The sequence below is a fragment of the Ruegeria sp. CDSA246 genome, assembly GCF_059611225.1.
The window spans coordinates 155,065-181,918 of sequence record NZ_JBXWPD010000001.1 but is presented as its reverse complement, the minus strand read 5'-3'; the positions used below and the strand labels follow the sequence as shown (position 1 = coordinate 181,918).

Sequence of the window (26,854 nt, the reverse complement as noted above, 5' to 3'; positions counted from 1 at the left end):
TGATAGAAGCTTAACAGAATTTCCCACATTCGGGAAAAAACTTTACCCCACGGCAAGAACGTGATGCCGACAGGGCACAACACTTCGTTTTTGGCCCCTCAGGTCGCAAACAGGACAGATTGTGCACCCTCGTATTGAGAGAGTTCACATCACCAAATGAGGACCCGCATGCAAAGTGACGTTTGGAAGATTCGCCTGATCAGCCGTACCATTGGTGCGGATCGTGGGCGTGCCGCGCGTGGGCGGCCGGTTGTGGTCTGAGTACACTCACCCTGAACGTACTTTCTCGACCGGACCTAAAATTATGAACGAACAATCCCGAAATACATCGCGCAGCGGCGGTCGTGCCGCGCGCCGTGCAGCCCGTGCCACAGCGCTACCCGAACATCTGCGCCCGATCCGCCCCGGCATGGAGGGCGGCACGCTGAAGGTGCTGACCCCGGCGCAGATCGAGCGTATTCACCAGGCCGCGCTGACCGCGCTGGAAACAATTGGTCTGGCGGACGCTCCACAAAGCGGGATCGACTATCTTGTCGGCGCTGGCTGTATCTTGGGTGACGACGGGCGTATCCGCTTCCCCCGCGCTTTGGTGGAAGACACAATCGCCAAGGCCAATCGCTCGGTCACCTTGCATTCAAGGGATGGCAATTCCGATCTGGAACTGTCGGGCAACCGCGTCCACTTTGGCACTGCCGGCGCAGCTGTCAGCATGGTTGACGTGCACGGCCAGGAATACCGGGATTCGACCCTTCAAGACCTGCACGACGCGTCCCGAATCTGTGAACAACTTGAAAACATTCACTTTGTTCAGCGCCCAATGGTGTGCCGCGACATCGCCGACAACCTCGAGATGGATTTGAACACCGTCTACGCCACCACGTCCGGAACGTTCAAACATATCGGCACGTCCTTCACCGAACCCAGCCATGTGGCCCCTGCGATTGAGATGCTGCACATGATCGCTGGTGGCGAGGATAAGTGGCGAGAACGGCCCTTTATGTCGAACTCGAACTGCTTTGTTGTTCCGCCGATGAAGTTCGCGACCGAAAGCTGCGAGGTGATGGAAGAATGCATCAAGGCGGGCATGCCCGTTTTGCTGCTGTCGGCAGGAATGGCCGGAGCCACAGCGCCTTCGACAATCGCCGGTGCAATCGCGCAAGCCACCGCCGAATGCCTGGCTGGGTTGGTTTATGTAAACGCCGTAAGTCCCGGCGCTCCCGCGATTTTTGGCACTTGGCCCTTTGGCCTTGATCTGCGCACAGGTGCGATGTCCATCGGGTCTGGCGAACAAGCACTCCTGACAGCGGGCTGCGCCCAAATGCACCACTTCTACGACTTGCCGGGCGGCGCGGCCGCCGGTGCATCGGATGCGAAACTGCCCGACATGCAAGCCGGGTGGGAGCAGATGTGCTCGAACGTCATGGCCGGGCTTTCAGGTTTGAACATGGTGTATGAGTCCGCAGGCATGCATGCCTCGCTGCTGGGATTCTGCCATGAAAGCCTGATCCTCAGCGATGATTTAATCGGGCAAGCGCAACGCTGTGTTCGCGGCATCGAAGTGACGGACGAAACGCTGGCACTGGATCAGATGGCCGAAGTCTGTATCGGCGGACCCGGTCATTATCTGGGAACCGATGCAACGCTGAGCCGCATGCAGGCGGACTATGTCTACCCGACTTTTGGCGACCGGTCGTCTCCGAAGGAATGGGTTGAAATTGGCAAACCCGATTTGATCGAAAAGGCGGTGAAGCGGAAGGAAGAGATCCTCTCGACGCCGTCTCCGGCCAGATTCGATCCGCTTTTGGATGCCGAACTGCGCGGTAGATTCAACATTTACTTGCCCGCGTAACCCATTGAAATATGGCGGCCCGTGGGGGTACGGGCCGCCGATGCCTTCGCGGGATTAACCGTTGCTGGGCGGTAGCAACCCTGCTTCCTGCGCGATGGCAATTTCATCTGCGTCCAGCGACCCGTCGCCGTTGGCGTCCATCGCCGAGAAACCATCGGCGTCAACCTCGGGCAGAACGGCCTGAACTTCTTCTATGGTCAGAACTCCATCGCCGTTGGTGTCCGCCGAGGACTGCGCAGCAGCCATCGCCGGCAGGCCCAATACGAATGCGGAAATGATTGCCAGGTTTTGCGGTTTCATTGTGATGCCTCCTAAGTGGATTTTGTGTGTGTTTTCGTCCGGACAGGCACCACAGACACCAAACCGATGAACGTCGTCACCCCAACCCGGCAACACGCGCTGTTTCGCGCCATTCTCCGCGTGTTTGTCCGAGTCGCGTCTGCAATCAACCGCTGGGCGAAACGTACAATCCTCGTTTCGGCGGTTCTTGCCCGATGCGCCTGTGCCGTTCCGGCAAGGCCCTGCCTAAATCACCGACTCGGGGGGCAAAAAGAAAGGGGGCCGAAGCCCCCTGTCAGTTTCGCCATCCAGGCTCCATTCGTTGACCGCCCGGTGTTTTGTTTGCCTGCGGCCTGGACGTCGCATGGAACGAGCGCACCCGTCCCGTGAGAGAGTGGGAAAGAGCAAATATTCCGCCCCACCCTGTTCCCGGTCGACACGGGCATGTCGACCGAGTGGACCAAGGCGTATTTGGTAAGTCTCAACGCCTTGTTCCGTGTTCGTCGGGATCGGACATCCGAGGGGAAACCCTGATCCCTACACCCCGCCTGACGGGGCGTTTTCCTTAGCTACACCCGCTGGTCGCTCCGCAGGTGTTGCACTTCATGCAGGTGCCATTGCGCACCAGCGTGTAATTTCCGCATTCGCCGCAAGGATCGCCCTCGTACCCCTGCATCTTGGCCTTGGTCCGTGCGTCCATGCCCGTGGCAACGGCAGTTTCCGCAACCGGAGCTTCGAATTGCGCAGCCGGTTCTGCCATGCCGTTCACTTCCGGTTGGCCGCCGTTGAACACCACCAGATCCTGCGGCAAACGTTTGCGCAGATATCCGGTCGAGCTGATTTGTTTCAACACTTCCAAGGATTTGGACGCAGCGCTGTCACTGATTTCTGATACGTTGGACAGTCCGTCTTCTTCGCCGCGGCCCAGATCGTCGAAGGTTGCGCCTTCGGGTTTCACATGGGCCAGATCGGTGCGATCCAGATAAGACACGGCCAGTTCGCGGAAGATGTAATCCAGGATCGAGGTCGCGTTCTTGATCGAGTCGTTGCCCTGCACCATTCCCGCCGGTTCAAACTTGGTGAAGGTAAAGGCGTCGACGAATTCTTCCAGCGGCACACCGTATTGCAGGCCAACCGACACTGCGATGGCAAAGTTGTTCATCATCGCCCGGAAGCCAGCGCCTTCCTTATGCATGTCGATGAAGATCTCGCCCAGCTTACCGTCTTCGAACTCACCTGTTCGCAGATAGACCTTGTGGCCACCGACGATCGCTTTCTGGGTGTAACCCTTGCGGCGATGCGGCAGTTTCTCACGATGGCTGCGGATGATTTCCTTGACGACGACCTTCTCGATGACCTTTTCGGCGAGAACGACGGCTTTTTCATGGGCCGTGCCGCTTTCCAGCACCTCTGCTGCCTCGTCATCGTCCTCGACCAATGCGGCCGCCAGCGGCTGCGACAGTTTCGAGCCATCACGATACAGCGCGTTGGCCTTCACACCCAGCGACCAGCTGAGTTCATAGGCTTTCTGGCAATCCTCGATGGTCGCGTCATTCGGCATGTTGATCGTTTTGCTGATCGCACCCGAGATGAAGCTTTGGGCCGCGGCCATCATGGTGATGTGGCTATCAACCCCAAGGAAACGCTTACCTTTCTTGCCGCACGGGTTGGCGCAGTCGAAGATCGAATAGTGCTCTTCCTTCAGGTGCGGCGCGCCTTCCAGCGTCATGGTTCCGCAGACATGGTCATTGGCTGCGTCGATATCCGCCTTGGTAAAGCCCAGATGGCGCAGCAGATCGAACGTCGGATCATTTAGCTTGGTCGCCGGGATGCCCAGAACGCCGGTGCAGAAATCCTCGCCCAGTGTCCACTGGTTGAAGACGAACCGGATATCAAAGGCGCTTTCCAGCGCGGCATCCACCTTGGCCAGCTCATTTGGGCCAAACCCGTGACCGGTCAGCGAGGTGTGGTTGATCCCCGGCGCGTTGCCGATGGTGCCGTGACCAACCGCGTAACCCACGATCTCTTCAATCTGAGACGAGGAATAGCCCTGCTTTTCCAGCGCCGACGGCACCGAGCGGTTGATGATCTTGAAGTAGCCGCCACCCGCGAGCTTTTTGAACTTCACTAGGGCAAAGTCGGGCTCGATCCCGGTCGTGTCACAATCCATCACCAGACCAATGGTGCCGGTGGGCGCGATCACCGTGGCTTGCGCGTTACGATAGCCGTTCTTTTCGCCAAGGCTCAGCGCCTCGTCCCAAGCCGACATCGCTAAATCGACCAGACGCTTGTCCGGGCAGTTGCCATGGTCCAGAGGCACCGGCTTCACGGCCAGTTTCTCATACCCATCGGTCACACCTTGCGAGGCACGGCGGTGGTTACGGATGACGCGCAGCATGTTGTCTGCGTTGCGCTCATAGCCCTTGAAGGGTCCAAGCTCTCCGGCAATCTCGGCCGAGGTGGCATAGGCCACGCCGGTCATGATCGCGGTCAGCGCGCCACAGATCGCCCGACCCTCATCCGAGTCGTAGCTGTAGCCCATGTTCATCAGCAGACCGCCGATGTTGGCATAGCCCAGACCCAAGGTGCGGAAATCATAGGACAGTTGCGCGATTTCCTTGGATGGGAACTGCGCCATCGTGACCGAGATTTCCAGCGTCAGGGTCCATAGGCGCGAGGCGTGCATGTAGTCTTCCGCCTGGAACTCACCATCCTTGAGGAAGGTCAGCAGGTTCATCGACGCCAGGTTACAAGCTGTGTCATCAAGGAACATGTATTCCGAGCACGGGTTCGAACCGCGAATCTCACCATCTTTGGGGCATGTGTGCCATTCATTGACGGTGTCGTGGAACTGAATGCCGGGATCGGCACAAGCCCATGCGGCGTGGCCGACTTTTTCCCAAAGGTCGCGTGCCTTGACGGTCTTGGCAACTTTGCCATCGGTGCGGTTGATCAGTTCCCAATCGGCATCTTTCTCAACTGCGGTCAGGAAAGCGTTAGTCACGCGGATCGAGTTGTTCGAGTTCTGACCCGAGACCGAGCTATAAGCTTCCGAATCCCAGTCCGTATCGTAAGTCGGGAACTCAATGCTGTCGTGACCCTGCTTGGCATAGTCCAGAACGCGCTTGATGTAAGTTTCTGGGATCGCAACCTTTTTGGCTTCGCGAACCGCGTCCTTCAGGGCATCATTCTTCTTGGGATCATACGCGTCGTCTTGCGCGCCGTCCCATGTGCGGATGGCCTCGAAAATGCCGTTCAGCATCTTCTCGTGCATCTTCGATCCGGCAACGATCGAGGCCACCTTCTGCTCTTCGATCACCTTCCATTCGATGAATTTCTCGATGTCCGGGTGATCGGCATCGACGATTACCATCTTTGCTGCTCGACGGGTTGTCCCGCCTGATTTGATCGCGCCAGCGGCGCGGTCGCCGATCTTGAGAAAGCCCATGAGGCCCGAGGACTTGCCGCCACCTGACAGTGCTTCGCCTTCTGCGCGCAAGTGGCTGAAATTGGTCCCGGTACCCGAGCCGTATTTAAACAGGCGCGCCTCGCGCACCCATAGATCCATGATGCCGCCTTCGTTCACTAGATCATCATCAACGGACTGGATGAAGCATGCGTGCGGCTGCGGATGTTCGTAAGCGGATTTCGACTTGGTCAGCTTGCCGGTTTTGTAGTCGACATAGTGGTGACCCTGCGCAGGACCGTCGATTCCGTAAGCCCAGTGCAGACCGGTGTTGAACCACTGCGGGCTGTTCGGCGCGGCGCGCTGTGTCGCCAGCATATAACGCATCTCGTCAAAGTAAGCGCGCGCATCTTCCTCGGTCGAGAAATAGCCACCTTTCCAGCCCCAATAAGCCCAGGCTCCTGCAAGGCGGTCAAAAACCTGCTTCGAAGACGTCTCGCCATCAAATTCTGCGCCATCGGCGGGGACCGAACGCCACAGGAATTCGGGGACGTCTTTTTCCTTAACTTTCTTCAGCTTGGACGGGACGCCTGCTTTGCGGAAATACTTTTGCGCAATGACGTCGCTGGCAACCTGGCTCCAGCGCGTGGGCACTTCGATGTTGTCCAGGCGAAAAACGATGGTGCCATCCGGGTTTCGGATCTCAGACGTTGCTGAGACAAAGTCCAGTTCCGCATAAGCGTCCTGCCCCGGTTTCGTAAATTTCCTGTCAATCTTCATGTCCGCACGCCCTAGATTCAATCAACTTGTCTTTCAGCGTCAGGTCCTCAGACGCGGACCGATCGCCATGCCGTATAAAATTGGGCGCAATTGACCAGCCGCTGCATTCCGCAGCGCAAAACCGATCAAACGGTTGCACGTTACTATGATGTGCTTTCCGACCCTCGCCCTGTGCCTTATACTGGTTTTGGTACCAGATTTTGTGGCATCCCTTCCGGCCCATACAACTTGACGTATCGACCCATAGATCGTCAACGCCATTTTTAAGTCATTTTTGATATCTTTTGTGTTGACCCATTTCTGACAACTTGCTTCGGGACACCCTGTTCTGATTCCTCCACAGGTTCATCCACCACGTGCGCACGTCGATTCCCAAAACCTGCGGGTAAATTAACTGTGTTTCCCGGCACAGTTATCGGAATTTGATAATCTAACGCTAAGGTGTCTACGTTGAATGAGAATCACGAAGCGGTCATTTTGAACCGCGGCGCTGGGTAAACCGCCGGGCGCGATCACTCAAAGGGGAGCGGACAGATGTCGTTGTTACGTTTAATTCCGATTCTGGCCCTGATCGTGGCCTGTACACCACAAGATGTGCCCCCACCGGCGCGCAGCGCTCAATTCGACAGCTACCCCAAAAAACTGTTCGACACGTTCGAGATCAGTTGCGACGGCCCGGGCGAGCGCTTTGAAAAAACCGGGAATCGGGTATTTGAATGCACCGAGTTTCTGCCCCCGGACACAACCGCGTTTCTGATTCTCAACTATGACGGATACCCTCAGGACCTGCCCAAAAGCGTGATGCGGCTGACAACGACCAAGAACAACTCGGGCTACCGTGTCGATGCCGAGCTGTATTTCAACGTCCCACGCAAAAGCGGCCCGTCGGTCAAAGTACCAGTGGAAAGCGAAACGCTGGATAAGGCGCTTGGCGCGCTTTACCAAGCGTTGGGTGGATCGCCAACATAAGTGGAAGAAGTGGTCGGGGCGGCAGGATTCGAACCTACGACCCCCTGTACCCAAAACAGGTGCGCTACCAGACTGCGCCACGCCCCGAACCGTGCGCCTTCCTAACCATGCCAATCTGATTTGAAAAGCCCTAACAGGACCAAATTGCAGGACCTTGCGAAAAAATTTCGTGCCGCATGACGGTTCCGGGCTTAATTGAGTAGCGCGCGGCGAGTCCCGCGTTGATTTCGAGAACCGCAAAGACGGAATCGCCACCTTCGATTGGTGTCAGATCACCGGGAATCGCACCTTGATGAACATGCGTCACGGTCCCAGCCCTATCGATGAAAATGATGTCCAAGGGAATCAGTGTGTTCTTCATCCAGAACACCACCGGTTGCGGCGGGTCAAAAACGAACAGCATGCCCGAACGGTTTGGCAGCGACTCGCGGAACATCAGTCCACGCGACCGATCCTGCGGGCTAATCGCCAATTCGATATTGAATCGGATCTGCGCCGAGTCGTTCTTGATGTCGATCTGATCAGGCTTGCACGCAGCCCAGGTCATTCCGGACCAAAGCAACAAAATCGCTAATAGACCCGGAAGAAACTTTGGCATGAATCACTCAGTCGTCCAAAGCAGCTTCCCAGGCCAATACCTGAGCCGCCATACGTCCACGCTTGCCACTAATGACACGCATCGCGAGGGCCTCGCCCGGCTGCAGATCCGACAGGCCGGAGCGGCGCAGCACTTCGATATGCAGGAACACGTCTTCACCGCGGCCAAAAACATTGGCAAACCCAAAGCCTTTGCCTTTGTCGAACCATTTGACTCGCGCGGCCTCTAGCGGGGCAGCGGCGATCTCAACAGGATCAAGCTCGGCAAAATCAGCCAGCATCATCGTGTCCGTCCGGGCGGGCGGATCGACACTGATGACCTCAACCGCCTGAACACCACGGTCCGTGCGATGGGTCATGATTTCTATGCCCGCACCATCCGCGACCGAACTTTGGCCGAAATTGCGCAACACATTGACGTGCAACAAAATATCCGGACCGCCCTCATCAGACACAACAAATCCGAATCCCTTTGCAGGGTCGAACCATTTCACGTGTCCACGGACGCGGTACATGTTGTTCAGATCTTCTGGCACGGCGTTCCCATCGCGAAAATTGTCATTTCGTTAAGGGTCCGATGTGTATGGGAATGGCGCGCAAATTCAAGCTGAAAAAACCTTTTGTTTTCGGCCTCTTGCATTTCACGATACGCGAACGTCATGGATTCAACCTCTGTATCTGCCAGTCGGAACCCACTTGATCCCGCTGCCATCGGAACCTGTCGTGCAACCGAAAGGCCCCATCGGCCCAGAATTCGATTTCGGTTGGCACCAGCCGATAGCCGCCCCAGAACGGCGGGCGTGGCGGGTTCGGGCCCAACTTGGCTGTTACCTTGGCCACCTCGGCCATCAGAACCGAGCGACTGCTGAGAGGCTGAGACTGCTTGGACGCCCAGGCCCCCAATCGGCTTTTTAGCGAGCGGGACGCATAATACTCATCTGCCTGCGGCCCGCTTTCTCTGGTTATTGTACCACGAACTCGGATTTGCCGCCGCAGAGATTTCCAATGCATCACAAAAGCAGCTTTTCCGGCGCTGTCTAACTCGGCCGCCTTGGCACTTTCGTAGTTGGTGTAGAACACAAAAGCTGCCGGTTCGATCTCTTTCAGAAGAACCATGCGAACATTCGGCATGCCGTCCGAATCGACGGTCGCCAAAGCGATCGCATCCGGATCGTTCGGTTCATTCTCTTTGGCCTCAGCCAGCCACCGCCCCGCTATTTCAAACGGATCGGTGCCGGCAAATATGCCGCTACGTTCGCTCATTCCCATCCCCTGGAAACTAATAAAGTCCACCCTAGGGCGAGAACCCGCCACGGGCAAGAGCGCGCGGCCTTGATGCAGCGCACCCAATGGCATAAACCATCCCAACATAACGCGAAGACAGGCGGAGAACCAAACATGTCAAATCAGTTGATGGCCGGCAAACGCGGCCTCATCATGGGACTGGCCAATGATAAATCAATCGCATGGGGAATAGCCCGTGCTTTGTCCGAATCCGGAGCGGAGCTGGCTTTTTCATATCAAGGCGACGCACTTAAGAAACGCGTTGATCCACTGGCGGCACAGCTTGGCAGCGAAATTGTTCTGCCCTGCGACGTCAGTGACGAAGAATCGATTGATGCGCTCTTCACATCTTTGGAAGCGAAATGGGGCAAGCTGGACTTTGTTGTTCACGCCATCGGTTTTTCGGACAAGAACGAACTGCGGGGCCGCTACGTCGACACGTCGCGTGCGAACTTCAAACTGACCATGGACGTGTCGGTCTATTCCTTCACCGCCGTGATGCAACGGGCCGAGAAGATGATGTCCGAGGGCGGCAGCGCAATTACTCTGACCTATTATGGTGCTGAGCAGGTGATGCCGCACTATAACGTGATGGGTGTCGCCAAAGCCGCGCTTGAGGCTTCGGTCAAATACCTGGCCGAGGATCTGGGCAAGGACGGTATCCGCGTGAATTCGATCTCGGCCGGTCCGATCAAGACGCTGGCCGCCAGCGGTATCGGCGACTTCCGCTATATTATGAAATGGAACGAGTATAACTCGCCCCTGCGTCGCAACGTGACCATCGACGATGTCGGCAAATCAGCTCTGTATCTTCTGTCTGACCTCAGCAGCGGCGTGACCGGTGAAAACCTGCATGTGGATTCGGGTTATCACATTGTCGGCATGAAAGCCGTCGACGCACCTGACGTCGAAAAGGGATAAAGACATGAGCGCCAAGGATCGCCTGCCCCACGAAAAAGGGTTTCACATCAGCTGGGATCAGATTCACCGTGATTCCCGCGCCTTGGCCTGGCGTTTGGACGGGCAAGGCCCGGATGACGGCGCATGGCGCGCAGTTGTGGCCATCACCCGTGGTGGTATGGCACCTGCGATGATCGTCAGCCGCGAGCTGGACATTCGCACCGTCGACACAGTCAGCGTGCGCTCGTACCACCATCAGGACCAAGGCGAAGCCGAGGTGTTGAAAGCCCCCGATGCCCAGCTGATGGGCGACGGCGAAGGTATTCTGATCATCGACGATCTGGTCGACAGCGGCAAAACGCTGGAACTGGTGCGCGCAATGTACCCCAAGGCGCATTTCGCGACGGTTTACGCCAAACCCAAGGGGCGACCGATGGTCGACACGTTCATCACCGAGGTCAGCCAGGACACCTGGATCTTTTTCCCGTGGGATATGGCCCTGCAATATGTCGAGCCCTACCGCGGGACCGACTAAAAGGACCCTCTCAACCCACAAAGAGTGAGGCAAAGCCTTACAAAGGACAGGCCCGTCATGACCCAGTCCCGCACCACCGCGACATTTGCTCCTCCGGTCATGGAGGCGCGGCGCTGGTTGGACGGGGTGGAGTTTCCGGATGACCGTCCCCTGATCAACGTCAGCCAAGCGGCCCCAGTCGATCCACCGCCGCTGGCGCTGCGCGAAGCGATTGCCAGCTTTGCCGTGACCGAAGACAGCGCCCATCTTTACGGGCCGGTTCTGGGCAATCCAGCCCTGCGAACTGAACTCGCCTTTCAGATCGGGTCACACTATGACGCGCAGGTGTCCAGCGATCAGGTGGCAATCACCTCGGGCTGCAATCAGGCATTTGCGGCTGCGATCACAGCGATCACCGATCAGGATGCCGAGGTGATTGTTCCGACGCCCTGGTACTTTAATCACAAGATGTGGCTGGACATGGCCGGGGTTCGGACGGTGGATCTGCCAACCGATGACGCCCTGCTGCCCGATCCGGACGCAGCCTGTGCTCTGATCACCGACAAAACCCGCGCCATCGTTCTGGTGACCCCGAACAATCCCGGCGGAGTGGAATACCCTGCCCCTTTGGTGCGCGCATTCTTTGATCTTGCGCAGGAGGTCGGCATCCGGCTGATCGTGGACGAAACATATCGGGATTTCGACAGCCGCAGCGGCCCACCGCATGACCTGTTCGCACAGCCTGACTGGGATCAAACCCTGATCCACCTCTATTCCTTTTCCAAAGCATACAGGCTGACCGGCCACCGTGTCGGTGCTATTGCGACAGGCACCAACCTGCTATCCGAGATTGAAAAGTTTCTGGACACGGTCGCCATCTGCCCAAGCCAGATCGGCCAACACGCAGCCCTTTGGGGAATGCAGAACCTGTCGCAATGGCTGGCAGGAGAACGGGATGAGATCCTCGACCGCCGCGCCGCAATTGCCGAGCTGTTGCCAAGCCTGACGGACAAAGGTTGGCGGCTATTGGGTCTGGGCGCTTATTTCGCCTATTTCGAACACCCGTTCGATATCCCATCCGACGAACTGGCCCGGCGATTGGTTCCTGAGGCGGGCATCCTGCTGCTGCCGGGAACAATGTTCATGCCCTATGATGATGCAGCCGGAAAACGTCAGGTTCGTATCGCATTTGCCAATCTGGACCGCGTCGGATTGGGGCAATTGTTCGAACGGCTGGGCGCTCTGTCCTTCTGAGCTTGCTCCCCGACGGTGCGCGTCGTATTCAGGGCCGCAACCGACGGGGCAGTTACCTGCCGAAAAAGCACGAAGAGGGCACTATGGCCGCAGGCATGAAAAACCTATCAAAGACCTTTGTCTGGATTCTCATGGGCCTTTTGATGCTCGGACTTGCAGGGTTTGGCGCAACCAGCCTCTCTGGCACCGTGCGTTCGGTGGCCCAGGTCGGGAACGAGGATATCTCGGTTGATGACTATGTCCGCGAGCTGCAGCGCGAGATCCGCGCGGTTGAACAACAGACAGGCCAGCCTTTGCAAATGTCGCAGGCCATTGAGTTTGGTCTGGATCGTCTTGCCTTGTCGCGCCTGACGGCTTTAGCAGCGCTGGACAATGAGGTCGGTTTGCTGGGCATCTCGATCGGTGATGAGAACCTGCAGGAAGAAATTGTTGCGATTCCGGCTTTTCAGGGCGTCAACGGCACATTTGACCGCGACGCGTATCAATTCCAACTGGAACAGGTCGGCATGTCCGATACCGAGTTCGAATCGGACCTGCGCAAGGAAACATCCCGCACAATCGTGCAGAGTGCCGTGGTTAGCGGTGTGAAGATGCCCGAAACCCTCACGCAGGTGTTGACCGACTACGTTGGTGCCCGCCGAAGCTTCACCGTCGCAACTTTGGCGCCTGACGCCCTGCCCGCACCTGTTGCCGCCCCGACCGACGAGCAGGTCCAAACGTTTTATGACGAGAACACCGAGCTGTTCACCCTGCCTCGCACCAAAAAGCTGACTTATGCGATCCTGTCACCCGAAATGCTGCTCGACGATGTGGAAGTCGACGAGGATTCGGTAAAGCGTTTGTACGAACAGCGCGCAGCTGAATTCCAACAGCCCGAGCGTCGCCTGGTCGAACGCCTGACCTTCCCGGATCAGGACGCAGCCCAAAACGCCATGGCCCAGCTAGAGGTTGGCGGTAAGACCTTCGAGCAACTGGTTCGGGATCGCCAGCTTGAGCTCAGCGATATCGACCTTGGCGACGTCACCCGCGAGGATCTGGGCGAAGCCGCCGATGGTGTCTTTGCTGCCGATTTGGACGCTGTTGTCGGCCCGCTGCCTTCTACCTTCGGACCGGCACTGTTCCGCATCAACGGATCGCTTGCCGAAAACAACACGTCGTTTGAAGATGCCGCCCCTGCCCTGCGCGAAGAATTGGCAGCCGATCGCGCCCGCCGCCAGATTGAAGCCCAGGCCGAGGACATCAATGACCTGCTGGCCGGCGGCGCGACTTTGGAAGAACTGACCTCCGAGACCGAAATGGAGCTGGGTCAAATCGACTGGACCGCGCAAACCGGTGAAGGCGTCGCCGCCTATGACGGGTTCCGCAGCGCAGCCGAAGCCGTGCAGGATGGCGACTTTCCCGAGGTCGCGTTTCTTGAAGATGGCTCGATCTTTGCCCTGCGTCTGAACGAAGTTCTCGAACCCCGGCCGGAGCCGATTGAGACCGCACGTGACCGCGTTGTTGCCGCCTGGATCCAGGCCGAAACCAACAAGGCGTTGGAAGAACAGGCAAATGCTGTTCTGGAGCAGGTGCAGACAGACGGTGACTTTGCCGCAACCGAATTGCCGTTCCGGGTAGAAAACGCCCTGACGCGCACGGCCTTTCTGGAAGATGTGCCCGCAGATTTCATGACGCAGGTCTTTGAAATGGAACAAGGAGATCTGCGCGTCATTCCCGGTGCCGGAACCGCGTTAATCGTGCGTCTGGACGAGCTGCTGCCGCCTGCCGAAACAGATGAGCTGCGTCAGGTCCAAGCGGCCCTTACCGCGCAGCTGGATCAGGCTTTGGCCCAGAACATCTTTGATGCGTTTGTCCGCGATGCACAGGTCCGTGCCCGTCCCGTCGTAGATCAGCAGGCCCTGAATGCTGTTCAGGCGAGCTATTAAAAGAGACTGAATATGGCGCTGACCCCCGACTTCGACAGCTTCGCCCGCGCCTATGAGGCAGGCGAGAATCAGGTTGTCTACACACGCTTAGCCGCTGATCTGGACACGCCGGTTTCCTTGATGCTCAAGCTGACAGGCGCGCAGAAAGACGCGTTCATGTTGGAATCGGTTACCGGTGGTGAGGTTCGTGGCCGCTATTCGATCATCGGGATGAAGCCGGACCTGATCTGGCGGTGCCAAGGCGAGACCTCCGAGCTGAACCGCTCGGCGCGGTTCGACCCCGATGCGTTCTCACCCCAAACCGGCAACCCGATGGATAACCTGCGAGCGCTGCTGGCGGAAAGTAAGATCGACCTGCCGGACGACCTGCCCCAGGCCGCTGCCGGGCTGTTCGGCTATCTTGGCTATGACATGGTGCGGCTGGTGGAATACCTGCCCGACGTGAACCCCGATCCGCTTGGCCTGCCTGATGCCATCATGCTCAGACCCTCGGTCATTGCAGTGCTGGACGGCGTTAAGGGCGAGGTTACGGTTGTGTCACCTGCATGGGTCAGCGAGGGCCAGTCGGCCAAGGCTGCTTATGCACAGGCCGCAGAACGTGTCATGGACGCGGTGCGCGATCTGGAACGCGCCATGCCCGCCGAGACGCGCGATCTTGGCGATGCGTCCGAGGTCGCGGCACCGGTGTCGAATTTCACCAAATCCGGCTATTTAGAAGCGGTCGAAAAGGCCAAGGAATACATCCGCGCGGGCGACATCTTTCAGGTTGTTCCGGCACAGCGCTGGACTCAGGACTTTCCGCAACCTCCCTTCGCGCTCTATCGTTCGCTTCGGCGCACGAACCCGTCGCCCTTCATGTTCTATTTCAACTTTGGCGGCTTTCAGGTCGTGGGCGCCAGCCCCGAGATTCTGGTCCGCGTTTTCGGAGATGAGGTCACGATCCGCCCCATCGCCGGCACTCGGCCACGCGGCGCGACCCCCGAAGAGGACAAGGCCAACGAGGTTGATCTGCTGGCCGACAAGAAAGAGTTGGCAGAACATCTGATGCTGCTGGATCTGGGCCGTAACGACACCGGGCGCGTGGCAAAGATCGGCACTGTGCGCCCTACCGAAGAGTTCATCATCGAACGCTACAGCCATGTGATGCACATCGTATCCAACGTGGTTGGTGAGTTGGCCGAGGACAAAGACGCGCTGGATGCCTTCTTTGCGGGAATGCCTGCGGGCACCGTTTCAGGCGCGCCAAAGGTTCGCGCTATGGAGATCATTGACGAGCTCGAGCCCGAAAAGCGCGGCGTTTATGGCGGTGGTGTGGGGTATTTCAGTGCTGGCGGCGACATGGATATGTGTATCGCCCTGCGTACGGCCATCGTGAAAGACCAGAAGCTCTATATTCAGGCAGGCGGAGGCGTGGTCTATGACAGCGACCCCGAGGCCGAATTCATGGAAACCGTTCACAAATCGAACGCCATTCGGCGTGCGGCTGCAGACGCGGCCCGGTTTACTGGCTCTGGCAACTCTTAAAGAATAGCGGCTGACCTCATGGTCAGCCGTTTTTCATTATCAGCCTTACTGAGCTTCTTGCGTCATGACCGCTGAAATCGGGGCCATGGCCACGCGGCCACCGCGATCTTCCAGTCCCCATAGCAACAGGGCCGAGATCGTGTCCGGGCGCAGCCGTCCCAACATGACGACAGTTCCCTGCTGACCAGCCCGGAACGCCGCCTGATCCAAGAAACGTCGCATGATCGTTGGGTCCTGACGGGCACCGTCGATGTCGCGAAAGATGACCCCGGAAGGGATGCCATTGCGAGCGGCCAGTTTCTGGACGGTGTTCAGGCCATTGTCCTGGGTGATAAGCCCGCGCCCGGTATCACCGGCAATTGCAGCCACCTGATCGGCCAGTTTGCGATTACCCTGAATTCCAGTTCCCACGCCTTCCAGAATACCAACGGTTTCCGGCAGAGTGTCCAGCCACACAGCCATCGAAACCTCAGCATCTTGTGCGCTGGCCGCCTTGGGCAAATCGGCAAGGGCCAGAACCTCGAAACCCGCTGCGCGATGGCGGGCCATTTTTTCGGCCGCATCAGGGTCAGACGGGCTGACAGCAAAGCTGAGCGGATACGGGAAATCCTTCAACGCCTCGGCTCCAAAGGCCCCTTCATCATCAATCAGAATGATCGACATTAGCGGTTTGGCTTCGGGGTTTTCGAACTTGGCGGCATAGGCATCAATTGGCTTACCGGGCAGAAGTATCGCGGGTTGCTCATCTTCGGAGACCGGCGCGTCATCGCGTTCAGTCAGCGGGACGACTCGTTTGCCAACGGTCAAACCGTCGGTATCCGTTTCTTCACCGCCGATCTGCGGGACCGCCGCGATCCGGGGCAGCTTCTTAAGCTGCAGGTCTTCTTCCCCTTCTACGGCAATCGGGTTGTTCTCAAGTGGATCGACCTCAGGCGTCTGCGGTTCGATTGCCGTGGGTTCGGGCTTCGGCTCGGGTTCATTTTCTGTTTCGATGATTGCCGGCAATGCCTCTGCGACTTCAGGCTGGGTCTCAGCAACTTCGGGCTGCACCTGTTCTACTTCCGGCTCGGGCAGTATTTCCAGAACCTCCGGCGCAGGCTGCGGCTCAACCTCAACGATGGTTTCTTCTTCCTTGAGTGCAACCGGCGGCTCGGGCGCGGTTTCCGAGATGATCGGCTCACCTTCGGTACTGGGCAATGGCTGCAATTGCGCAGGCGACTGCGGCACAACCGGTGCCTCGTTTGATATGGTTACCTCAGCCGTGTCAGGTATTTCGACCCCTTCGACCTGCGTGACAGCCTCACTGATCGTCGGCTCAGAGTCTGGCACAGTCTCCACGTCCGCCAGTCCGGCAAGATTGTCCGTTTGATCCCTGGAAGCATCGGATGCCACCGGCGGCGCGGTCACCAGATCGGCATCTGCCACCGTCTCGGCCGCTTCGGTGCTGACCTCGGGGGCCGCCGCCGGTGCAGGCTCGGGCGCCTCGGCGTTCACAACCGGTTTTCGGGTCAACGGGGTATTCAGGGATAGTACCGCACCAAGCAGACCAACAACGACCGCCCCTGCGATCATCCCGCCTAGAAATCCGCCCATCTTAACTGCCTCTCGCCTTCATCCTGCTTCGATCGCCTCAACGCCGTTTACCGCGCCTTTGGCCTGCGATTGCGCCCTGAACAGGATGTCCTCTTGACGCTGCCCCGCAAGCCTGAGCATGTATGTCCCGACATTATACCGTGGCCAGGGGCTGTATCGCCAGTCCGAAATGCCCAAGCCGAGACAAGTGCCCAAATGCTGCTGCTGATCGACAACTACGACTCGTTTACCTACAACCTGGTACATTATTTAGGCGAACTTGGCGCCGAAATGGTCATTCGGCGGAATGACGCCTTGGATGTGCAAGAAGCCATGGCGATGAACCCGGCGGGGATCCTTCTCAGCCCCGGTCCATGTGACCCGGATCAGGCAGGGATTTGCCTGGCGTTGACTGAAGCGGCAGCTGAAACAAAGACGCCGCTGTTGGGCGTCTGTCTTGGCCATCAGACGATTGGACAGGTGTTTGGCGGCAACGTTGTCCGCTGCCACGAAATCGTTCATGGCAAGATGGGAATGATGCATCACACTGGGAAAGGTGTTTTCGCGGGCCTGCCCACCCCGTTTGAGGCGACCCGTTATCACTCGCTGATTGTGAATCGTGACACCCTGCCCGACACGCTTGAGATCACAGCAGAACTGGAAGACGGCACCATCATGGGCCTGCAACACAAAGAATTGCCCATTCACGGCGTCCAGTTCCACCCGGAATCAATCGCCTCCGAGCATGGCCACGCTCTGCTCAAGAATTTCCTGTCCGAGATGAAAGTTCCTGCATGAGCGACGCTCTGAAACCACTGATCGGAGCCGCAGCCGATCGGCCCCTGACGCGTGCCGAGGCTGAACAGGCCTTTGGTATTCTGTTTGACGGCGAAGCCACGCCCAGCCAGATTGGCGGCCTGCTGATGGCGATGCGCACACGTGGTGAAACGGTAGACGAATATGCAGCCGCTGCCGCCGTGATGCGCGCGAAATGCAATGCGGTCAAGGCCCCGGCGGGCGCGATGGATATCGTCGGCACCGGTGGCGACGGCAAAGGCACACTGAACATTTCGACCGCCACGGCGTTTGTCGTTGCCGGCGCGGGCGTAACTGTCGCCAAACACGGCAACCGAAACCTGAGCTCCAAATCAGGCGCTGCAGATGCGCTGGGACAATTGGGAATCAACGTTATGGTTGGCCCGCAAACCGTTGAAAAGGCTCTGCAAGAAGTCGGCATTGGCTTTATGATGGCCCCCATGCACCATCCTGCGATTGCGCATGTCATGCCCAGCCGGCAAGAGCTTGGGACGCGTACGATTTTCAACATTCTTGGCCCGTTGACCAACCCCGCTGGTGTTCGGCGTCAACTGACCGGTGCGTTCAGTCGCGACTTGATCCGCCCAATGGCGGAAACGTTGGGACTGCTCGGCGCTGAACACGCCTGGTTGGTGCACGGATCGGATGGCACAGATGAGTTGACGATCACCGGTGTAAGCTGGGTCGCTGCGCTGGAAGACAGCGTTGTGAAAGAGGTTGAACTGCATCCCGAAGACGCAGGTCTGCCAGTTCATCCCTTTGAAGACATCATTGGCGGAACGCCCGAAGAAAACGCCGTTGCGTTCCGCGCCTTGCTGGACGGCGCGCCCTCGGCCTACCGGGACGCGGTGCTATTAAACTCTGCCGCAGCCCTTGTGGTTGCGGGCGCTGCCGATGACCTGAAAGACGGCGCCGCAAAGGCGCGGGAAAGCATCGACAGCGGAAAAGCCAAAGACAAAATCGCGGCGCTGGCCCGAATTACGCAGGAGGCCGCATGACCGAGACGGTTCTGGATAAGATCAAAGCCTATAAACTTGAGGAAATTGCGGCAGACAAAGCGCAGAAGTCGCTGGAAACGCTGGAAAACGAGGCCCGCAATGCGCCCGAGGTCCGCGGCTTTGCCGATGCGCTTCGAACAGCGGCGCGTCGGGGGTATGGCCTGATAGCCGAAGTCAAGAAAGCCAGCCCATCCAAAGGTTTGATCCGCCCGGATTTCGACCCGCCCGCGCTGGCCAAAGCCTACGAAGAAGGTGGAGCCGCATGTCTCTCGGTGCTGACAGACACACCCAGTTTTCAGGGGGCAAAGGAATACCTGACCGAAGCCCGGGCTGCCACGGAGCTTCCGGCGCTGCGCAAGGATTTCATGTACGACCCCTATCAAGTGGTCGAGGCGCGTGCTTTGGGTGCGGATTGCATCTTGATCATCATGGCATCGGTCGACGACGCGCAAGCCGCTGAACTGGAACAGACTGCATTCGACTGGGGTATGGATGTCCTAATCGAAGTTCACGACCAGAACGAGTTGGAACGTGCAGCAGAGCTGAAAAGCTCACTGATTGGGATAAACAATCGTAATCTCAAGACCTTCGAGACATCTCTTGATACCACACGGCATCTGTCCAAGCTTGTGCCAGCGGGCCGGACGATCGTCTGCGAAAGCGGTCTGAGCACGCCTGAAGATTTGGCCGACATCGCACGTTACGGCGCGCGCAGCTTCCTGATCGGTGAAAGCCTGATGCGTCAGGACGACGTGGCAGCAGCCACCCGCCACCTTCTCGCAAGCCCTCTGATCCCCGGAGTCATGTGATGCCCTTGACCCATTTTGATGCTCAGGGACAGGCCCATATGGTCGATGTCTCGGACAAGGAAGTCACCGACCGCGTCGCCGTGGCGGCTGGTCACATCAAAATGGCGCAGGACACCTTTGATCTGATTTCCGAAGGCCGCGCCAAGAAAGGTGATGTTCTGGGCGTGGCACGTCTTGCGGGCATCATGGGCGCAAAGAAAACGCCTGATCTGATCCCTTTGTGTCACCCGCTGCCAGTCACCAAGGTCGCTGTCGAGCTGACGCTGGATCCGGACTTGCCCGGTGTGCAGGTCCAGGCCACAGTCAAAACCTCCGGCCAGACTGGGGTCGAGATGGAGGCGCTGACCGCCGTTTCTACCGCTGCCTTGACGGTCTATGACATGACCAAGGCCGTGGATAAGGCGATGGAAATTGGCGGTATCCGCGTATTGCTAAAAGATGGCGGTAAGTCAGGACGTTACGAAGCAAAATGATCACCGTCGAAGAGGCCCGCGCGCTGTTGTTTGATCTGGTCTCGCCACTGACAAGCGAGACCGTTGCTTTGTCGGACGCGGCGGGTCGTATTCTCGCACAAGATGTCGAGGCCACCCGTGACCAGCCACCATTTGAAGCGTCCTCGATGGACGGCTACGCACTGAAATCGACCGAGGTCGAGCTGCACGCCATGTTCAAGGTCATCGGCGAGTCGGCAGCTGGCAACCGCTACACCGGTCGCGTCGGGCCCGGACAGGCGGTGCGCATATTCACTGGTGCCCCGGTTCCCGAAGGTGCTGATTTCATTGTCATACAGGAAGATACCGAACGTCGCGGCGACCTGATCACAATCTCGGACCTGCCCGGCCCAAAATCGAATATCAGACCTGCAGGCGTCGATTTCAAAGCAGGCACAAAGATCTCGGCCCCACGTCAGTTGCGCGCCGAGGACATCGCGCTGATGGCGGCGATGAATATTGCGACCGTACCAGTGACTCGAAAGCCTGTTATTGCGCTGATCTCCACCGGTGATGAATTGGTGATGCCGGGCGAAACCCCGGGCCCCGATCAGATCATCGCATCCAATACGTTTGGCTTGAAAGCACTGCTGGAGGGCGCTGGCGCGCACGTCCGCATCCTTCCGGTCGCGCGCGATACGGTCTCATCGCTTGAGACTGCCTTCGGACTGGCCGAAGGAGCGGATCTGGTTGTGACCATCGGCGGCGCATCGGTTGGAGACTACGATCTGGTGTCAGATGTCTCAACCGGACTGGGAATGGAGCAATCTTTCTACAAGATCCGAATGCGCCCCGGCAAACCTCTGATGGCGGGTCGATTGGGACAAACGGCAATGGTCGGTTTGCCCGGAAATCCTGTCAGTGCAATGGTTTGCGGTTATCTCTTCCTGTTGCCGATGGTACGCCGGATGTTGGGTGTCGAACAGGTTCTGCCCCCATTGCGAACCGCAAGGCTTGCTGAACCATTGGGCGAAAACGGTCCGCGTGAGCATTACATGCGGGCTATGCTTGATGAAACCGGCATTCGCGCATGTTCCGATCAGGACAGTTCACTGCTCAGCGTTTTGGCGCAGGCAAACGCTCTGTTGGTGAGGATTCCGCATGACCCCGCCCGACCTGCCGGGGATGAGGTTCAATACCTGCCGATCTAAATCCCGCTCAAATCCGTTGACACAAAACGTGAACATGCGTAGAACAAAAGAAAACGCATGACCGATGAGGTGTGAGCAATGTTGACCAAGAAGCAGTTGGATTTGTTGGAATTCATTCACAAACGCGTTCAGGCGGACGGTGTTCCGCCCAGTTTCGATGAAATGAAGGCCGCGCTGGACCTTCGGTCCAAATCTGGCATCCACAGATTGATTACGGCGTTAGAAGAACGTGGGTTCATTCGGCGTCTGGCGCACCGCGCGCGGGCCATCGAAATCGTCAAACTGCCGGAAAGCCTGGGTGGAGAACCCACAGTGGCCTTCAAGCCGCGTGTGATCGAAGGCGACAAGCCGTCCGGCCCCCGCCCCGCGAATTTTGAGCCGGTGACCGTGGATGCGATGGAATTGCCAGTGATGGGCCGCATCGCTGCCGGCGTTCCGATCGAAGCGATCAGCCATGTCTCGCACCGCGTCGCCGTGCCCGGTTCAATGGTATCCGGCAAGGGTGAGCATTACGCACTGGAAGTGCGCGGCGACTCGATGATTGACGCAGGGATCAACGATGGAGATGTAGTGGTAATCCGGGAAACCTCGGTTGCCGATAACGGCGATATCGTTGTTGCTCTTGTCGAAGATCAGGAAGCCACCTTGAAGCGGTTCTTCCGCCGAGGTCAGGCGATTGCGCTTGAGGCCGCGAACTCTGCCTATGAAACCCGCGTTCTGCCAGAAGATAAGGTCAAGGTGCAGGGTCGTCTGGTTGGACTGATCCGCAGCTACTAAAACTGCTTGGTATCCCGGTTCCCGGATGTGTTCGGGGACCAGAGCCTGTCGCCCATCACCTCTTTAGACGTTGTGATCTTGCCGCCCGACAGGGACAGGCTTCCCGTTGCCAGCAGCCGTTTCGGATCAAAGACTTCACAGCCGCCGGACAGTTGCAGCGCCACGGCAGAAATCACGATCTGATCGGCATTGCAGGCACTGATCCCGCGCGCCGCGCGTTTGCCTGTAACGTGCAACACCTCTTTGCCCTGCCAGTCATACCGTTGAATGGTGCCGGAATTATGCGGCCAACGGCTGGCCGCCTGCAACTGATCTGCCCCGTCCCCATCATTTTCCAGCCAGACGGTTGCGACAAACCCGCTTCCCTTTTTCTTACTCAAGGCGCGTCCTTGTTCGGTCATCACGCCAACAAGACCGCCACTATCCGCAACCAGTATTTCAGGGCGATTTCCCTGCCCCCATAACATCAACGCCACGGCCATTGGTGCCACCCCAACCCATCGGGCCCGTCCTTGCCACAGCGCAAGCCACAGGCCGCCAAGCGCAGTTAGCGGCAGGACAGGGGTCGGCGGGCTGACAACATATCCTTGCGCGCCGTCAAATCCCGATACCCATTGAGAAACCGCAAGAATCCACTCTAAACCCAGCCCCATCACTGCTAGCGGCACCATCTCAAGGCCGAATGGCGACAGCAGTGCTGCCACCACGGCCGAGGGGACGACAACCATGCCCATGACCGGCACTGAAAGCATGTTTGCCAGAAGACCATAGTGAGACAATGTGTTGAAATGCGCCGCACCAATTGGCGCGGTTGCAAATCCCGCGATAGCTGAGGACATCAGTAGGCCCGCAACAGGTTTCAGCCACTTTGGCCCCGGCATCGGTCCAATGTCACGCAACGCTCCGAACACCGCCACAAGCGCTGTCGTTGCGGCAAAAGACATTTGAAACCCCGGGCTAAGCAAGGATTCGGGGCGCAGACTGAGTACGATAAGTGCGGCGACCGCAACGGCCCGTAGGGAAATCGCGCGTCTGTCAATCAGGATGGCCATCAGCATGACACTTGCCATGACAAAAGCGCGTTCCGTGGCGACATTTCCCCCAGACAGCAACAAGTAGATCGTGGCCGAGACCATCGCACAGACAGCCGCCAGTTTGCGCACAGGCAATCTGAGAGCCAGCGCAGGAATGGTTGAGAAAAAAAGCCTGCACATCAAGTAGACGAACCCGGTCAGCAAGCCCATGTGGAGGCCCGAAATCGCCAACAGATGCGCCAGGTTGGAAGCGCGCAGTGACTTTAGCGTTTCTTGCCCCATACCGCTGCGATCACCCGTTGTGACGGCGGCCGCAAACCCGCCAATCTCACCCGGCAGGATCGTGCGGACATGGTTGGAAATCGCCATTCGCCATGCTGTAATGCGGATGCCTTTGGGCTGCGGGGGCGCAGCGATCAGCACCGGGACACGGGTGTATCCCACGGCCCCCAGCCGTTGAAACCACGCGTGTCGCTGAAAGTCGAACCCACCCGGTTCCACCGGACCTTGAGGGGGCGACAAATGGGCAGTGGTCATGATCCTTTGGCCGGGCACTAGTGAGCGTGCGTCGCCGTGCAAGGAAAGCCGAACGCGCTGCGGCCGCCGGTCACCGGGCACATCCCCTATACGCACCCGATCCAGCGTAATCCGCAGCGCATCCGACGCAGAGCGATCCATGGCAACGACCCGCCCCTCGACCGGGCCATAGTAACGCCATGACAGGACCGGCTCTGCCACCGTATGGGCGCGCACGCCCGCCAGGATGAACCCGGCAGCGATTAGCGCCCCCCCTGTTGTCAACGCCGCCCAGCCTGACGGCAGCCTGCGCGCCATCCCCAGGCAAATGGCAATCGCGGCAACAAGGCCAACATAAGCCTTCCAGTCCGGTTCGAACCGAAGACTGAAATACAGACCTATACCGACTGCCACACACACCGGAGACCACTGAAACAAATACCCTGTCTGGTTCAGCAATGCGGCCTCGACCCGTGCCAGAACACGCATGGTTGCCCCCGTCCTTCCGGCTCGTTAGACAGGCGCCAATCTATGCCCGACACGGTTACCAAAAGGTTAATCCACACAATGTCCGATCAGGTCGTCACTCGTTTCGCTCCGTCCCCAACCGGCTTTTTGCATATCGGCGGGGCACGCACCGCACTGTTCAATTGGCTCTATGCCCGCGGCCGTGGCGGCAAGTTCCTGTTGCGGATCGAAGACACCGACCGCGAGCGTTCTACCCCAGAAGCAACGGCTGCGATCCTGCAAGGCATGGAATGGCTGGGGCTGGATCACGACGGCGATGTGATCAGCCAGTTCGACGGTGCCGCACGTCACGCCGAGGTAGCACATCAGTTGCTGGCTGAGGGCAAGGCGTACAAGTGCTTTTCAACTCAGGACGAGATAACGGCCTTCCGCGAACAAGCCCGGGCCGAAGGGAAGTCGACTCTGTTCCGAAGCCCTTGGCGGGATGCTGACGAGTCCTCTCATCCAGACGCCCCATTCGCGATCCGCATCAAAGCGCCTCAGGATGGTACAACCGTGATCCGCGATCAGGTTCAGGGCGACGTCACCATTCGCAATGATCAACTGGATGACATGATCCTGCTGCGTTCCGACGGAACTCCGGTCTATATGCTGGCGGTCGTGGTCGACGATCACGACATGGGCGTGACCCACGTGATCCGAGGCGACGACCACCTGAACAACGCTGCACGACAGATGATGATCTACGAGGCGATGGGTTGGAACGTCCCGGTCTGGGCACATATCCCTCTGATCCACGGGCCGGATGGTAAAAAGCTGTCCAAACGCCATGGCGCTTTGGGTGCGCAGGAATATCAGGCCATGGGTTACCCCGCGGCTGGAATGCGCAATTATTTGGCGCGTTTGGGCTGGAGCCATGGCGATGATGAATTCTTTACTGACGAACAGGCAAAGGAGTGGTTCGATCTGGATGGAATCGGCAAAAGCCCTGCCCGTTTCGACCTGAAAAAGCTGGAAAATCTGTGTGGACAGCATATCGCCATCGCGGCTGATGCTGCATTGCGGCAAGAGATCGAAGCCTATTTAGCGGCGGCGAAATTGCCTGACCTCACGGAAACACAATCCGGTGATCTGGAACGTGCGATGTATTGCCTCAAGGATCGTGCGCGCATTTTCCCGGAACTTCTTGAAAAAGCTCACTTTGTCTTGACATCTCGCCCAATTGAGCCGGATGAAAAGGCCGCAAAAGCACTGGCCTCAGTATCCGATGGTATACTGAACGAATTGACGCCGCACGTGCAAAATGCTAGCTGGACGCGAAACGAACTGGAGCAAACCCTAAATTCGTTTGCAGAAGCGAAAGAGGTTAAGTTCGGCAAACTGGCGGGCCCGTTGCGGGCCGTGTTGGCAGGTCGGGCAGTGACGCCTTCAGTTTTTGACATGATGCTTGTGCTGGGGAAGGAAGAAACCCTGGCCCGGCTTTCTGACGCAGCGACGTAAACCCAATCTTCATATTTGGGTAACGCTGCTCCGCTAACACCCGGACTGCGCGCCCACGCGCAGCCGTTGCCCGCAAGGTCGGACAGCGATTCGACATGCGTAAGAATGAGGAAGGGACACTATGACCGACAGCAATAAAACAGCCACTCTGACAGTCCATGGTGAAACGTACGAGTTGCCGGTTCATTCTCCGACCGCTGGACCTGACGTCATCGACATCCGTAAGCTGTACAGCGATGCCGGAGTGTTCACCTACGACCCCGGTTTTACGTCGACCGCAAGCTGTGACAGCACCATTACTTATATCGACGGCGAAAAAGGTGAGCTGCTGCACCGTGGTTACCCAATCGATCAACTGGCCGGCAAATCGCATTTCCTAGAAGTGTGCTACCTGCTGCTGTACGGAGAACTGCCGGTCGCCAAGGATCTTGAGAAGTTCGAAACCACCATCACGCGCCACACCATGCTGCACGAGCAGATGCAGTATTTCTATCGCGGCTTCCGTCGGGATGCGCATCCGATGGCGATCATGGTGGGTGTCGTTGGCGCAATGTCGGCGTTCTATCACGACTCAACCGACGTATCTGATCCGCATCAGCGCGAGGTCGCTTCGCACCGTCTGATCGCCAAGATGCCGACGATCGCCGCATGGGCCTATAAGTATCACATCGGCCAGCCCTTCGTTTATCCGCGCAACGATCTGGACTACGCGTCCAACTTCCTACGCATGTGCTTTGCCGTTCCCGCCGAAGAATATGAGGTGAACCCGATCCTCAGCCGTGCGATGGACCGGATCCTGACTTTGCACGCGGATCACGAACAAAACGCGTCAACCTCGACCGTGCGTCTGGCGTCTTCGTCAGGCGCCAACCCGTTTGCGTGTATCGCGGCGGGTGTGGCTTGCCTTTGGGGTCCTGCCCATGGTGGCGCAAACCAGGCCTGTTTGGAGATGTTGGAAGAGATCGGTTCCGTCGATCGTATTCCGGAATACATCGACCGTGCCAAGGACAAGAACGACCCGTTCCGCCTGATGGGCTTTGGCCACCGCGTCTACAAGAACTTCGACCCGCGCGCGACTGTAATGAAGCAATCAGCCGACGAAGTGCTGGAACTGCTTGGCGTCGAGAACAATCCGAAGCTGCAGGTTGCCAAAGCACTGGAAAAGCAGGCGCTGGAAGATCCGTATTTCGCCGAGAAAAAACTGTTCCCGAACGTGGACTTCTACTCGGGCATCATCCTCGAGGCGATGGGTTTCCCCACCTCAATGTTCACGCCGATCTTCGCGCTGTCGCGCACCGTTGGCTGGGTCAGCCAATGGAAAGAGATGATCGCAGATCCACAGAACAAAATCGGTCGTCCGCGTCAGCTATATCTGGGCGAAACGACCCGCGATTATGTGGACATCGAAAACCGCTGATTGCCGGTTACAATTTCGAAACGC

22 protein-coding genes and 1 tRNA gene are annotated in these 26,854 nt (G+C 58.1%); 15 read left to right on the top strand and 8 right to left on the bottom strand.

Annotation, left to right across the window (positions count from 1 at the left end):
* The first annotated feature begins 304 nt into the window (after positions 1-304).
* Positions 305-1,849 (top strand): trimethylamine methyltransferase family protein, encoded by a 1,545-nt coding sequence (locus tag AC2FI9_RS00880; RefSeq protein ID WP_496764705.1) that lies wholly within the window; start codon positions 305-307, stop codon positions 1,847-1,849.
* A gap of 54 nt (positions 1,850-1,903) precedes the next feature.
* Here the strand turns inward: AC2FI9_RS00880 and AC2FI9_RS00875 are convergent, their stop codons facing one another.
* Positions 1,904-2,149, bottom strand: a complete 246-nt coding sequence (locus tag AC2FI9_RS00875) for an EF-hand domain-containing protein (RefSeq protein ID WP_108859061.1) — start codon at positions 2,147-2,149, stop codon at positions 1,904-1,906.
* Between the two features lie 544 nt (positions 2,150-2,693).
* Positions 2,694-6,314 carry a vitamin B12-dependent ribonucleotide reductase gene (locus tag AC2FI9_RS00870; protein WP_496764702.1) on the bottom strand — a complete coding sequence of 1,207 codons (3,621 nt, stop codon included), beginning with the start codon at positions 6,312-6,314 and terminating at the stop codon, positions 2,694-2,696.
* Between the two features lie 534 nt (positions 6,315-6,848).
* Between AC2FI9_RS00870 and AC2FI9_RS00865 the strand changes: the two genes are divergently transcribed.
* Positions 6,849-7,283 (top strand): hypothetical protein, encoded by a 435-nt coding sequence (locus AC2FI9_RS00865; RefSeq protein WP_496727156.1) that lies wholly within the window; start codon positions 6,849-6,851, stop codon positions 7,281-7,283.
* Positions 7,284-7,293: 10 nt separating this feature from the next.
* Here the strand turns inward: AC2FI9_RS00865 and AC2FI9_RS00860 are convergent.
* From AC2FI9_RS00860 to pdxH, 4 genes are all read right to left on the bottom strand, one after another.
* Positions 7,294-7,370: transfer RNA gene (locus AC2FI9_RS00860), tRNA-Pro, on the bottom strand.
* 43 nt (positions 7,371-7,413) lie between these two features.
* Positions 7,414-7,881 carry a DUF192 domain-containing protein gene (locus AC2FI9_RS00855; protein ID WP_496727157.1) on the bottom strand — a complete coding sequence of 156 codons (468 nt, stop codon included), beginning with the start codon at positions 7,879-7,881 and terminating at the stop codon, positions 7,414-7,416.
* A 7-nt stretch (positions 7,882-7,888) separates the two neighbouring features.
* A complete protein-coding gene (locus tag AC2FI9_RS00850) occupies positions 7,889-8,395 on the bottom strand; it encodes a cold-shock protein (protein WP_369934646.1) in 507 nt (168 codons plus the stop codon).
* 142 nt (positions 8,396-8,537) lie between these two features.
* Positions 8,538-9,143: a pyridoxamine 5'-phosphate oxidase gene (pdxH, locus tag AC2FI9_RS00845; RefSeq protein WP_113790196.1), complete on the bottom strand. Its 606-nt coding sequence runs from the start codon at positions 9,141-9,143 to the stop codon at positions 8,538-8,540.
* Positions 9,144-9,278: 135 nt separating this feature from the next.
* Here pdxH and fabI point away from each other — a divergent pair, with 135 nt between their 5' ends.
* From fabI to trpE, 5 genes are all read left to right on the top strand, one after another.
* Positions 9,279-10,085, top strand: coding sequence for an enoyl-ACP reductase FabI (gene fabI / locus AC2FI9_RS00840; protein WP_496764700.1), 807 nt, complete (start codon positions 9,279-9,281; stop codon positions 10,083-10,085).
* Between the two features lie 4 nt (positions 10,086-10,089).
* Positions 10,090-10,599: a xanthine phosphoribosyltransferase gene (gene gpt, locus AC2FI9_RS00835; RefSeq protein ID WP_113790194.1), complete on the top strand. Its 510-nt coding sequence runs from the start codon at positions 10,090-10,092 to the stop codon at positions 10,597-10,599.
* Between the two features lie 57 nt (positions 10,600-10,656).
* A complete protein-coding gene (locus AC2FI9_RS00830; protein WP_496764698.1) occupies positions 10,657-11,832 on the top strand; it encodes an aminotransferase in 1,176 nt (391 codons plus the stop codon).
* Between the two features lie 83 nt (positions 11,833-11,915).
* Positions 11,916-13,757, top strand: coding sequence for a peptidylprolyl isomerase (locus AC2FI9_RS00825; protein ID WP_496764696.1), 1,842 nt, complete (start codon positions 11,916-11,918; stop codon positions 13,755-13,757).
* A gap of 12 nt (positions 13,758-13,769) precedes the next feature.
* Complete coding sequence (trpE, locus tag AC2FI9_RS00820; protein ID WP_496764694.1) at positions 13,770-15,281, top strand: anthranilate synthase component I; 1,512 nt, start codon at positions 13,770-13,772, stop codon at positions 15,279-15,281.
* 45 nt (positions 15,282-15,326) lie between these two features.
* On the opposite strand, the gene AC2FI9_RS00815 is transcribed toward trpE, so the two are convergent.
* A complete protein-coding gene (locus tag AC2FI9_RS00815) occupies positions 15,327-16,874 on the bottom strand; it encodes a divergent polysaccharide deacetylase family protein (RefSeq protein WP_496764692.1) in 1,548 nt (515 codons plus the stop codon).
* A gap of 195 nt (positions 16,875-17,069) precedes the next feature.
* Between AC2FI9_RS00815 and AC2FI9_RS00810 the strand changes: the two genes are divergently transcribed.
* The 6 genes from AC2FI9_RS00810 (at position 17,070) to lexA (ending at position 21,895) form a co-directional block, all read left to right on the top strand.
* Entirely contained in the window at positions 17,070-17,651 is a 582-nt protein-coding gene (locus AC2FI9_RS00810) for an anthranilate synthase component II (protein WP_496764690.1), read from the top strand.
* Positions 17,648-18,667, top strand: coding sequence for an anthranilate phosphoribosyltransferase (gene trpD, locus AC2FI9_RS00805; RefSeq protein WP_496764688.1), 1,020 nt, complete (start codon positions 17,648-17,650; stop codon positions 18,665-18,667). Before AC2FI9_RS00810 ends, trpD begins: the two co-directional genes overlap by 4 nt.
* Positions 18,664-19,476 carry an indole-3-glycerol phosphate synthase TrpC gene (gene trpC, locus AC2FI9_RS00800; RefSeq protein WP_496764686.1) on the top strand — a complete coding sequence of 271 codons (813 nt, stop codon included), beginning with the start codon at positions 18,664-18,666 and terminating at the stop codon, positions 19,474-19,476. Before trpD ends, trpC begins: the two co-directional genes overlap by 4 nt.
* Positions 19,476-19,949 (top strand): cyclic pyranopterin monophosphate synthase MoaC, encoded by a 474-nt coding sequence (gene moaC, locus AC2FI9_RS00795; RefSeq protein WP_282151297.1) that lies wholly within the window; start codon positions 19,476-19,478, stop codon positions 19,947-19,949. The genes trpC and moaC overlap by 1 nt, the downstream gene beginning before the upstream one ends.
* Positions 19,946-21,118, top strand: coding sequence for a molybdopterin molybdotransferase MoeA (locus AC2FI9_RS00790; RefSeq protein WP_496764683.1), 1,173 nt, complete (start codon positions 19,946-19,948; stop codon positions 21,116-21,118). The genes moaC and AC2FI9_RS00790 overlap by 4 nt, the downstream gene beginning before the upstream one ends.
* A gap of 78 nt (positions 21,119-21,196) precedes the next feature.
* Positions 21,197-21,895 (top strand): transcriptional repressor LexA, encoded by a 699-nt coding sequence (gene lexA / locus AC2FI9_RS00785; RefSeq protein ID WP_496738505.1) that lies wholly within the window; start codon positions 21,197-21,199, stop codon positions 21,893-21,895.
* On the opposite strand, the gene AC2FI9_RS00780 is transcribed toward lexA, so the two are convergent.
* Positions 21,892-23,934 (bottom strand): ComEC/Rec2 family competence protein, encoded by a 2,043-nt coding sequence (locus AC2FI9_RS00780; RefSeq protein ID WP_496764681.1) that lies wholly within the window; start codon positions 23,932-23,934, stop codon positions 21,892-21,894. The two genes, lexA and AC2FI9_RS00780, sit on opposite strands and share 4 nt — an antisense overlap.
* A gap of 78 nt (positions 23,935-24,012) precedes the next feature.
* Here AC2FI9_RS00780 and gltX point away from each other — a divergent pair, with 78 nt between their 5' ends.
* Both gltX and gltA read left to right on the top strand, forming a co-directional pair.
* Entirely contained in the window at positions 24,013-25,413 is a 1,401-nt protein-coding gene (gltX, locus tag AC2FI9_RS00775; RefSeq protein WP_496765343.1) for a glutamate--tRNA ligase, read from the top strand.
* A gap of 121 nt (positions 25,414-25,534) precedes the next feature.
* Positions 25,535-26,830: a citrate synthase gene (gene gltA / locus AC2FI9_RS00770; RefSeq protein ID WP_282118350.1), complete on the top strand. Its 1,296-nt coding sequence runs from the start codon at positions 25,535-25,537 to the stop codon at positions 26,828-26,830.
* The last annotated feature ends 24 nt before the right edge of the window (positions 26,831-26,854 follow it).